At 25.4% G+C, this 8,543-nt stretch carries 10 protein-coding genes; 4 read left to right on the top strand and 6 right to left on the bottom strand.

The window, feature by feature from the left end:
• Positions 1-85: 85 nt before the first annotated feature.
• Complete coding sequence (locus I4U66_RS14435; RefSeq protein WP_092926188.1) at positions 86-1,321, bottom strand: VanW family protein; 1,236 nt, start codon at positions 1,319-1,321, stop codon at positions 86-88.
• Between the two features lie 658 nt (positions 1,322-1,979).
• Between I4U66_RS14435 and I4U66_RS14430 the strand changes: the two genes are divergently transcribed.
• Both I4U66_RS14430 and cax read left to right on the top strand, forming a co-directional pair.
• Positions 1,980-2,567: a GNAT family N-acetyltransferase gene (locus I4U66_RS14430; protein WP_092926190.1), complete on the top strand. Its 588-nt coding sequence runs from the start codon at positions 1,980-1,982 to the stop codon at positions 2,565-2,567.
• Between the two features lie 220 nt (positions 2,568-2,787).
• A complete protein-coding gene (gene cax / locus I4U66_RS14425; RefSeq protein ID WP_195929304.1) occupies positions 2,788-3,834 on the top strand; it encodes a calcium/proton exchanger in 1,047 nt (348 codons plus the stop codon).
• Between the two features lie 57 nt (positions 3,835-3,891).
• Here the strand turns inward: cax and I4U66_RS14420 are convergent, their stop codons facing one another.
• Entirely contained in the window at positions 3,892-5,172 is a 1,281-nt protein-coding gene (locus tag I4U66_RS14420) for a DUF2974 domain-containing protein (protein ID WP_195929301.1), read from the bottom strand.
• Positions 5,173-5,305: 133 nt separating this feature from the next.
• Positions 5,306-5,950 (bottom strand): hypothetical protein, encoded by a 645-nt coding sequence (locus tag I4U66_RS14415; RefSeq protein ID WP_092926196.1) that lies wholly within the window; start codon positions 5,948-5,950, stop codon positions 5,306-5,308.
• Between the two features lie 211 nt (positions 5,951-6,161).
• On the opposite strand from I4U66_RS14415, the gene I4U66_RS14410 reads away from it, so the two are divergent.
• Complete coding sequence (locus I4U66_RS14410) at positions 6,162-6,698, top strand: hypothetical protein (protein ID WP_195237099.1); 537 nt, start codon at positions 6,162-6,164, stop codon at positions 6,696-6,698.
• 221 nt (positions 6,699-6,919) lie between these two features.
• On the top strand, positions 6,920-7,060 hold the full coding sequence (locus I4U66_RS14405) for a hypothetical protein (RefSeq protein ID WP_195237098.1): 141 nt from the start codon (positions 6,920-6,922) through the stop codon (positions 7,058-7,060).
• Between the two features lie 92 nt (positions 7,061-7,152).
• Here the strand turns inward: I4U66_RS14405 and I4U66_RS14400 are convergent, their stop codons facing one another.
• The 3 genes from I4U66_RS14400 to hcp form a co-directional block, all read right to left on the bottom strand.
• Positions 7,153-7,341, bottom strand: a complete 189-nt coding sequence (locus tag I4U66_RS14400; RefSeq protein WP_195929299.1) for a ferredoxin — start codon at positions 7,339-7,341, stop codon at positions 7,153-7,155.
• Positions 7,342-7,370: 29 nt separating this feature from the next.
• A complete protein-coding gene (locus tag I4U66_RS14395; protein ID WP_092926202.1) occupies positions 7,371-7,664 on the bottom strand; it encodes a cupin domain-containing protein in 294 nt (97 codons plus the stop codon).
• Positions 7,665-7,757: 93 nt separating this feature from the next.
• Positions 7,758-8,543: hydroxylamine reductase (gene hcp, locus I4U66_RS14390; protein WP_195929297.1), on the bottom strand; the 786-nt coding region annotated here is incomplete at its 5' end.

Here is an 8,543-nt window from a genome sequence, read left to right as displayed (position 1 = left end):
TTAACCGTATATTTTTTTGTATACTTAATTAAATTTTAAGATGAAAAAATATTTTAATTTCATGCAAAAAACCAGTAAAAAATAATTACTGGTTTTTTATTTTATATATGCTTTTAGCTACTAATTCTTCTCGTTCTTTTTGATTGTTATTATCTAAATATACTCTATAAGTATTTACATATATTTTTTCTTCTTCATGTTTTTCATCAGTCCTTATATATAACTTCTCTCTATCTTTATCACATCCATATATTTTAGTTGTTATAGCTCCATTTTTTATTATATTTTTTATATAAACTGGATGACTATATGGATTTTTAAACTTAAAATCTATATAACCGTAGGATACTGCTGCATCTTTTCCTCTAGGTGCATATCTAGATGGATAAGTATGATTGTGTACTTCTACTATTTCCATATTAGATATAAGAGCTGCATTATATATTGTAGTTGAAACTTGACAAACTCCTCCACCTTCTCCGTTTACATATTTACCTCCTACTATAACTTTTGCACTTTTATATCCATTAGACCAAGTTCTAGGTCCTGTAGCTGAATTATATGAAAAAGTTTCATTTGGCATTATAACTATATCACTTGTACTCTTTCCTGCTATATATATATTGTTTCCTCTTGAACTTTTATCATTAAAGCTAGTACTATATTGGCCTAATATAGCATTAATACTTTTTACATCTGATGTATTAATTTTGGGCTTTATTACTTTAACAGGAAGATATATATCTTTTATTTCTTTTTCTTTTATCATTTCATATATTTTTTCTTTTAACTTAGAAACATCTACTTCTAACCCATCTTTTGACTCAGTTGTTTTTATTTGTGAACTTTCACTTATACTTACAGTAGCATCTATCTCACTTTTATCTATTTCTTCTTTTATAGATTCTATTATTTCACTAAGCTTAGCTTCATCATATGATGCTTTTAGCTTTATTTTATGTTGTTTTTTTATAGCTAAATCAAATATTCTTCTTAAGTTTAATAAATTATCCTCAGTTCTTGTATAATCTTTTGCTAATTTTACTGCTTTATCTACATTATAATTTAATTTTATTATATCTTTATTTATTACCCATGTTTTTTGATTGTATCTTATATTTATATTTTTAGGATGATAATATTTATTTATTTTATCTTCTGCTTGCCTTGTAGTTAAGTCTTCTACATTAATATCTTCTATATATATATTTTTAAATATTTTAGGATCTTTTATAATTTCATTTTTTTTCATACCTAAATTAAAAAGTGATATTATAACTAGTATAAGTACAATAGTTATTTTGTTTATTTTAGTAGTCATATTTTTCTCCTTAATTTGTTGTCTTTATTATTTTCTCCTCTTAAATATTTTATATTCCTATATATAGCAATGATTTCAAATTGATTCAACTTTAATTTCAATTTTGAAATTTGAATTATTATGGTATTTTTGAAATTTCATTTAATATTTAAATTTTTTTATAAAAAAATATAATTTTTAATATACTTTTTTAAGTATTATGTTATAATAAATTATCAATGAATATTAAATTGAAATCCATCTAATAATATTTGTATTTTTAAAATAAGAAAAGAGGTAAGCTTAGCCTCGTATGTAGAGAAATCTGCATATGGTACAACCTGAATTGCAGGTAATTCCTAAAGCCTAAGTGCCACAACGTAAAAGCGAATAGCTTTAAGCGTGAAGGAACGAAAGTAGAAAGAAGTCTTAGGATGGTATATGGTTAAACCCTAAGTACCAAAACAATGGATGTTCTTGCAGGGAAGTCCCGAATAGGGAAACCTTCAACGACTAGAGATTTATCTCGTACACTATAAGCGATTGATAGTGGAAGTAGGTTGCCCCTAACGAGTAATGTCGAGGGTGAAGAAATAGTCTGCTCTCATATGAAAGTATGAGAAGTTTTTTAAGAAACTGCATAAGCCTAGCGAACTTGTGTGAACAAATGGTGTCTATTATGATAAAAAGAGTAAAGTTATCTAAATTTAATGGAGAACTATGTGAAAACTTATATGCTGATGTATGTTATATAACAGCAACTAACTTTAATGATGTTACTAATTTATACAATAGGGTGAGTGATGCTCTAGATAATAAAAATTGGTTAAAGTCTCGTGATGAGCTTTATTTGATGGATGTTTTAGATAAAGGTGGATTTATAATTGGTTGTTATGTTGAAGAAACTTTAGTTGCTTCAGCTCTTTGTGAAGCTCCTAGTGGAGATTATTTAGATTATCTTTACGAGCTAGGGCTAGATGATTTAGATATTAATTCTAGCTATGTATCTGGATATGTGATGGTAGACCCTGTTTATCGAGGAAATGCTCTTCACAGAACACTTATGGAAACTAGAATAGAAGAATCTTTACTTAGAGGTAAAGACTTTATAATAACTGCTATAGCTACAGAAAATATTTTTAGCTTAAATACAGTTTTAAAACTTGGATTTGAAATACAATTTGAGAGAGAAAATGAATACGGTATAAAAAGAAATATACTTACAAAAAGATTAGTAGAACTTTCTGAAGAAGAATTTACTGCATAGTACTATTTTATGTACTTATCTTGAAGGCATCTTTATGCAACCTAGTTATAACACTTGGCTATATAAAGATGCCTTTTATTTATCTTAATTTAAAAATTATTTGAGTATTTTAAGTGATAAATGTATATCCTAACTTTATAACTTTTTATTTAGGTATATTTAGGTAATAAATGGTATAATAGTTATAATTCTAATTATTTTTACATATATGGAGGTATATATGAATATTTTAAAATACTTATTAATTTTCATACCTATAAGCTTTGTAGGTGAATTTATGCATTTTCCACCTACGATTATGTTTATTTTGGCTGCTTTATCGATAATACCACTTGCTGGTCTTATGGGTGAAGCAACTGAAGAAATTTCTTTTTATACAGGTCCTAAAATAGGAGGTTTTTTAAATGCGACCTTTGGAAATGCAACAGAACTTATAATTTCATTCTTTGCTTTAAAAGCTGGCTTATTTGATGTTGTAAAATCTTCTATTGCTGGTTCAGTTATAGGAAATATATTATTAGTTTTAGGAGCTAGCATGCTATTTGGTGGTATAAAGCATAAAAATCAAACCTTTAATAAAAAGGTTGTAGAAGTATCATCTAGTATGCTTTTATTTGCAGTTATAGGACTTTGTATTCCTGCTGTTTTTACACATACTATTGATCCTTCCCTTTTAAATACTAAATATGAAGGTCTTAGCGTGGTAGTTGCAATAATTATGTTTACTATATATATATTAAGTTTAGTTTTCTCATTCTTTACTCATAAAGATATATATTCTATAAACCATAGTGATGATGAAGGTAGCGCTAAATGGACATTAAAAAAATCTATTATAGTGCTTGCTCTAGCTACTATATTTATAGCTATTGAAAGTGAATTTTTAGTTAGTGGTATAGATTCTTTAACTAAAACTCTTGGACTTAGTGAATTCTTTGTTGGTATAATTCTTATACCTATTATAGGAAATGCAGCAGAGCATTCAACAGCTATTGTTATGGCTATGAAAGATAAAATGGATGTATCAGTTGAAATTGCAATTGGCTCAAGTTTACAAATAATACTATTTGTTGCTCCAGTTTTAATATTTTTAAGCTTATTATTTACTCCTATGAGTATAGTATTTAACCCTTTTGAACTAGTATCTCTTATTTTTGCAGTTCTTATTGTTAATAGAGTTGCTAGCGATGGAGAAAGCAATTGGCTAGAAGGGGTCCAATTACTTTCTGTATACTTTATAATAGCAGCAGGTTTTTTCATCTTATAAATTAAAATATAAAAGCACCTATGTAGCTAATAAATCTACATAAGGTGCTTTTATATTTTAATTTATTTTTATTGATTTTTTTAAGTCAATATCATTTTCAAAATTTTCAATTCTATGAGCATTAGAGAAATCTTTTTCATTTTTTATAATTTCTTTATTTTTATATCCATAGTCTTTTTTATTATATTTACCTAAATATCCTCCATTTATTATTGTATATAAAGGGTCTCCTTTGACTATATAGTTTTCTATAAATTTATCATAATTTATAAAAAAATCATTACTTCTCCATTTTTTATCATTAATATCTATAAATCCATCTGCTTCTATTGATTTATCAAAAAAATCAATTAATTCTTTTTTATCTTTAATTTTTTCATCTGTTTCTGAGAGTATATCTACATAAGCTGATATATAATATCCTACTAAGCTTTTTTTGAGTATTAATGGTCCATATTCACCTTTTATATGATTAGGGTTCATATTATTAGCAGCATTAAAAGTTATTCCTTTTATATTTTTATAACCATTGTTGTAAAGTTCATATATAGCGTATTGAGTTAAAAGGCCTCCTAGTGAATGACCTGTTATATATATTTTATCTTCTTTATTTATAAGTGGAGTAAGAAATTCTATACAAGCATTTCTTTGAGGATGTGGCATAAATTGTGTTAAAAAATTACCTAGCCAATCCTTATAATCTTTACTAGCTTGATAAGCTATTATCAAAGCATCTCCATTTTTTAAAGCTATAGCAGAAAAACCTTTAGTATGTCCTGTAGTTCTTATTATAGTAAAATCACTTAAAAGATTATAATTTTTCCCAAATACTTCTTTTACTGTTTTTCCTACTTTCATTTTCTCTATACCTTCATAACTTAACTTACAACTTTCAAGTAACATCTCACCATTTACTTTTACATTTTTATTTCTAAATCGCGGAGTTATAAATTTATCATTTAATTTTGGATTAGTTTTATATTTTAATTCATATCCATTGCTTTTACCATCATCATCAAAATCTTCATCTTTATCTTCTATCCCATTATTATCACTATCTTTTTTATTTGGATTAAGATTTAATTCAATTTCAATCTTATCATTTAATCCATCTTCATCACTATCTTTTTTATATTTATTACTCCCTATTATTTCTTCAAGTGCATCTGTTATTCCATCATTATCACTGTCAATTCTCCATAAAATATTGTCTTCATCTAATAAATTTTCTAGCATTTCTTTATTATTTTTGTTTGTTTTTAATTGCCCATTGCTGTAAACTACAGTGCTAATAATAAAAAATAAAATTAAAGTTGCACAAAATATTCTTTTTATCATAGTTTATCACCTATTTTTTATATAATATTATTTTGTTAATATTTTATGCTATTTGTAATTTTTTATATAATAACATTTCCCTACATGTAAAAAGTAGCTGAAAAATCAAAAAATTCTTCAACTACTTTTTAATTTATAGCTTTATAATTTTATTATCACTAATACTTCCACTAACTTTACTTTCATAAGCATATCTAATACCTAGATTTTCAACAAATGATTTTATCCATAATTCTCTAAGATTATATAGATATTCTAAATCTCCTTTACCTAGTTCATAATTAGATTTGTGTATATCTTTATTTTCTTGATATTTTATATATTCTTCATTTTTTTCTATTACAGAGCTTGCTCTATCACAAGGCATACCAGCTAATATATAATTATTTAAAGAAACATATACATTTTCTGGTGTATCTATTTTATTAGATTCATTTTTTGCACATTCTATAGCTTGTTGAGTATATGCATTTTTTGTAAGTTCTACACTATCTTCTCCATATATCTCTTTATATTTAGTCACTATATATGCAGTTCTACTTTCAACTTCTTTTATTCTTTCTTGTAACCACCCATGTATATTATCTACATCTATTAATTCTTCTAATGGCTTATTTACTAAATATTTTCCATATAAAGTAACTGCTTCTTCTTGTATTTTTAATGCATCTTTTTGATATCTATCTGCGTGTAATCTTACTATATGTTCTTCTAAATCTTGACTTAATTTTACTTTATTAAATAACCAAGTGTGTATTGGTGCTAAAAATCTACTCATATTTTGTCTCCTTTATTAATTAAGATATTGTTTTTAAGTTTTATTTAACTTTATTTAGTAATCTGTTCATTAATTTTAAAATTAATACTATCAATTTATGTATTTATTATATTGCATTATATACCACCCAATCCGTAACATAAGTTACTGTTTTTTCTATTTTTTAAGAGTATCATATTAAATATACTAAATATCAAAAGGAGTAATAAAAATGCAAGATAAAAATAAAACATTAGAAAAACAATTATGTAATTTTACTATAGAGTATACTTCTATTAGATTAAAAGAGCTTGTACAAAAAGCTAAAGAAAATGAAGTGGATTTTAACGACAATCTATTAAAAGATCTAACAGAAATAACATTCTCTTATAATTTTTTCAATGAGGTTGAAGAACTTGAATTAGATTTTCCTCTTCATAATAAGGTAGAAAATCTTTTAAATGCTCTAAAAACAATAAAAGAGTTAAATAACCTTACTGATAAAGAATGTTACTTAGGTCAAATTTATAATACATATTCTAATTATTGCGATAAGTGCAAAAATGTAGATGATTATTTAAAAAGAGATGAACTAAAAAAATATCTATTAACTAATATTTTAAGTTTCAATGATATAGATCCTTCATCTATTGTAAATAGTAAAATTGAGTCAGTAATTGATTTATGGATTTCAACATTAAGTGATTTTAATTGCAAAAATGAAAATGGAGTTTCTTCAAAATTTCAAGAACAATTAGCTAAACTTTAGGTAGTATGTATATTTTTTTATTTACAATTATAATTTTATTTGTAAATAGTAAAATTTACATAACTAAAAAAGAGATTAAAGTTAAATATAGTATCATAGATATAGGATATTAAGTGTATTATATACTTGTCCTATATCTTTTTTATATAATATAATTATATTAATATACAATTATTATATAATACAGATGAAATTATTGTAAATCAGTGGGGGATAAACAAATGAAATCGAAAGATAGAAAAATAATCATAGGAATAGTTTTGATAGTATTAATTGTATTTGCTGGAATTAAAGTTATAGATTTTCAATATTCAGGTATAGATAAGAAGGCAATACTTACAACAAAAAATATTTCAGAATAATATTCGGTATAATACAAAATTAAAAAATCCAATAGTTTATCTATTGGATTTTTTATTATTACTATATATGTATAATAAATTTAATATAATATTTATTCAATAGTTATTGCACCTACAGGGCAATTTTCCATTGCATCATTAGCTGATTCTATTTCATTTTCAGGGATATCAGTTGTTACTGGTACAGATTTTCCTTCATCATCCATGCTAAATACATCTGGACATATACCTACACAACCTTCACATCCTATACATATGTCTCTATCTACAAATGCTTTCATTTTATATCTCCTATTATATCTTCTAGCTTTTAAAATATTATTGTAACAAGAATTGAACTAAGCTCTCTTGCTATTACATTATGTTCTATCCTTGCATCAAATGGTAAAAAGTCTCCTGGATTTAAAACGAATTTTTCTCCTGTCTTAAATTCAATATCAACACTTCCACTTATAACTTGAACAGTAGCATATCCATTATGAGTATGGTTTGGTAAACCTTTACCTTCCTCAAATTTAAAAAGTATATTTTTGAATTTTTCGTTTTGAACTAATATTTCTCTATTTGTTTCTATATTATTTAAGTTTGTAGCAATTAGTTTCATTTTATCCATCTCCTTTTTTATAGGAAACTTTTTATATTAAGTAATATTAATTATATAAGTTACTACTTATATAATTAATATTACTTTTATAACCTATTTTTCTCCTAAGAACATTTTTAAATCATCTTCAACATTAGTTATTCCACCTATACCAAAGTTTTCAACTAAAACTTTAGCTACATTTGGTGATAAGAATGCTGGTAATGTTGGTCCTAAGTGTATATTTTTAACTCCTAAGTATAATAATGATAATAATACTATTACAGCTTTTTGTTCATACCAAGCTATATTAAATGATATTGGTAAATCATTTATATCTTCTAATTCAAATACTTCTTTAAGTTTTAATGCAATAAGTGCTAATGAGTAAGAGTCATTACATTGTCCTGCATCTAATACTCTTGGTATTCCATTTATATCACCTAATGGTAATTTATTGTATTTATATTTAGCACATCCTGCTGTTAATATAACAGTATCTTGTGGTATAGCTTTTGCAAATTCTGTGTAGTAGTTTCTTGACTTAGCTCTTCCGTCACATCCACCCATTACAAAGAATCTCTTTATAGCTCCAGTTTTTATAGCATCTACTATTTTATCTGCAAGTGCAAATACTTGATTATGAGCAAATCCACCTACTATTTCTCCAGTTTCTATTTCAACTGGTGCTTTACATCTTTTAGCATGTTCTATTATTTGTGAGAAGTCTTTATCATCTTCTGAATTTCCTTTTATATGAGTACATCCAGCAAATCCTGCTGCTCCAGTAGTGTATACTCTATCTTTGTAACTATCCTTTGGAGGAACTATACAGTTTGTAGTCATTAATATTGGACCATTGAAGCTTTCAAATTCTTCTTTTTGCTTCCACCAAGCATT

It is taken from the genome of Romboutsia sp. D33t1_170424_H2, assembly GCF_015669105.1.
GTDB classification, from domain to species: domain Bacteria; phylum Bacillota; class Clostridia; order Peptostreptococcales; family Peptostreptococcaceae; genus Romboutsia_C; species Romboutsia_C hominis.
This window is presented reverse-complemented; position numbering and strand designations above follow the sequence as displayed.

What these genes read in the sequence shown, in the direction of transcription:
- I4U66_RS14435 (WP_092926188.1), bottom strand. Translation starts at nt 1,321, where the DNA reads ATGACTACTAAAATAAACAAAATAACTATTGTACTTATACTAGTTATA.
- I4U66_RS14420 (WP_195929301.1), bottom strand. Translation starts at nt 5,172, where the DNA reads ATGATAAAAAGAATATTTTGTGCAACTTTAATTTTATTTTTTATTATT.
- cax (WP_195929304.1), top strand. Translation starts at nt 2,788, where the DNA reads ATGAATATTTTAAAATACTTATTAATTTTCATACCTATAAGCTTTGTA.
- I4U66_RS14415 (WP_092926196.1), bottom strand. Translation starts at nt 5,950, where the DNA reads ATGAGTAGATTTTTAGCACCAATACACACTTGGTTATTTAATAAAGTA.
- I4U66_RS14410 (WP_195237099.1), top strand. Translation starts at nt 6,162, where the DNA reads ATGCAAGATAAAAATAAAACATTAGAAAAACAATTATGTAATTTTACT.
- I4U66_RS14405 (WP_195237098.1), top strand. Translation starts at nt 6,920, where the DNA reads ATGAAATCGAAAGATAGAAAAATAATCATAGGAATAGTTTTGATAGTA.
- I4U66_RS14395 (WP_092926202.1), bottom strand. Translation starts at nt 7,664, where the DNA reads ATGAAACTAATTGCTACAAACTTAAATAATATAGAAACAAATAGAGAA.
- I4U66_RS14430 (WP_092926190.1), top strand. Translation starts at nt 1,980, where the DNA reads ATGATAAAAAGAGTAAAGTTATCTAAATTTAATGGAGAACTATGTGAA.
- I4U66_RS14400 (WP_195929299.1), bottom strand. Translation starts at nt 7,341, where the DNA reads ATGAAAGCATTTGTAGATAGAGACATATGTATAGGATGTGAAGGTTGT.